The organism is Microbacterium sp. 22195 (assembly GCF_052056515.1).
In the GTDB taxonomy this organism is placed as follows: domain Bacteria; phylum Actinomycetota; class Actinomycetes; order Actinomycetales; family Microbacteriaceae; genus Microbacterium.
The window spans coordinates 1-1,415 of sequence record NZ_JBQEPE010000014.1 but is presented as its reverse complement, the minus strand read 5'-3'; the positions used below and the strand labels follow the sequence as shown (position 1 = coordinate 1,415).

General features: G+C 64.4%; 1 protein-coding gene. It reads right to left on the bottom strand.

Going from position 1 to position 1,415, the window contains the following annotated elements; genetic code table 11:
* Positions 1 to 36: 36 nt before the first annotated feature.
* Positions 37 to 1,410, bottom strand: coding sequence for an IS30 family transposase (locus tag ACTJJ4_RS18580; protein ID WP_440944704.1), 1,374 nt, complete (start codon positions 1,408 to 1,410; stop codon positions 37 to 39).
* Between the last annotated feature and the right edge of the window lie 5 nt (positions 1,411 to 1,415).

The following is a 1,415-nucleotide window of genomic DNA, read 5'->3' as shown; positions in this document are numbered from 1 at the left end:
GGCGGTTTCAAGGGGTCGTCGCAACACCGAAACGAACTAGGCAAGTTCTAGCAGGCGCTCGGCTGGAGTTTTCCAGCCGAGCGTTTTGCGTGGGCGGCCGTTGAGTTGCTGGGCGACGTGTTCGAGGTCTGCGGGCCCATAGACCGACAGGTCAGTGCCCTTCGGGAAGTATTGGCGTAGCAGCCCGTTGGTGTTCTCGTTCGATCCTCTTTGCCATGGCGATGCGGGGTCGCAGAAGTAGACGGGGACGCCGGTGGCGATCTTGAACGCCTTGTGTTCGGCCATCTCGGCTCCTTGGTCCCAGGTCAACGACCCGCGCAGATGCTCCGGGAGCGTCCCGATCAGGGTCTGAAGGACATCGCGGACCGCGGGTGCGGAGTGGTCGCCGGGCAGGTGTCCGAGCATCACGTAACGGGTCGTCCGCTCGACGAGGGTGATGATCGCGGTCTTGTTCTGCTCCCCGGTGATCAGATCCCCTTCCCAATGCCCGGGGACAGCGCGATCCTCGATCTCGGCAGGCCGGTCGCTGATCATGATCATCGGATCGACGAACCGGCTGGTGCGGCGCTCCGCCGACTTCTGCGGGACACGACGGGCCCGGCCGGTGCGCAATGCCTGAGCGACCTCGCGTCGCAGACCACCGCGAGCTTGGAAATAGAGGGCCTGGTAGATCGTCTCGGTGCTCACCCGCATGCCCTCATCGTCTGGATGCTCTTCACGGATCCGGTTGCGGATCTGCTCCGGAGACCATCTTCGCGAAAGCCCGTCCGTGACGTAATCCCGCAACCTGCCCGGCCGGGCGAGCTTCGCCAGTTTCGGACGCGCTCGTGCTGCTGCTGACGCGCGATGCGCGGCATACGGCAGATACCGACCATCGACCGTGTGAGCATCCAGTTCACGCATGATCGTCGACGCCGACCGGCCCATCTCCCGCCCGATCGCCCGCAACGAGAACCCCACCCGGCGCAGATCGGCGATCTTCTCCCGCTCAAACAGCGACAACAGTCGGCTCCCCACAACATCTGAAACCGGTGACGGCTGACTCGACATACTCTCCATCGTGACCTCGCCAGTCGCGTAATTCACGCGCCGACCGTCCGGATAGAACCGCGAGTCACGCGACTCCCGCACCCCGTTATCCCAGTCCGTTGCGGTCCGTGGATGAATACCGACACGCACCGCAGCTTCCCGACGCGAGACGCCCTCGGCACGCAAACGCGCGAACTCAGCACGCCCCGGATGCGGACGCGACGGATAAACCTTCACACGGAACCCGATCTCCCGAGCCCACGACCGCGCGGTATTGATATTCAACCCCAGCTCCCGCGCAGCAAGCATCACGCTCCCCAGCGACCCCAGCAACACCACGAACTCAGCCCGCAGCTGCACCCTCTCCTCCGAAAACGACACGGTCG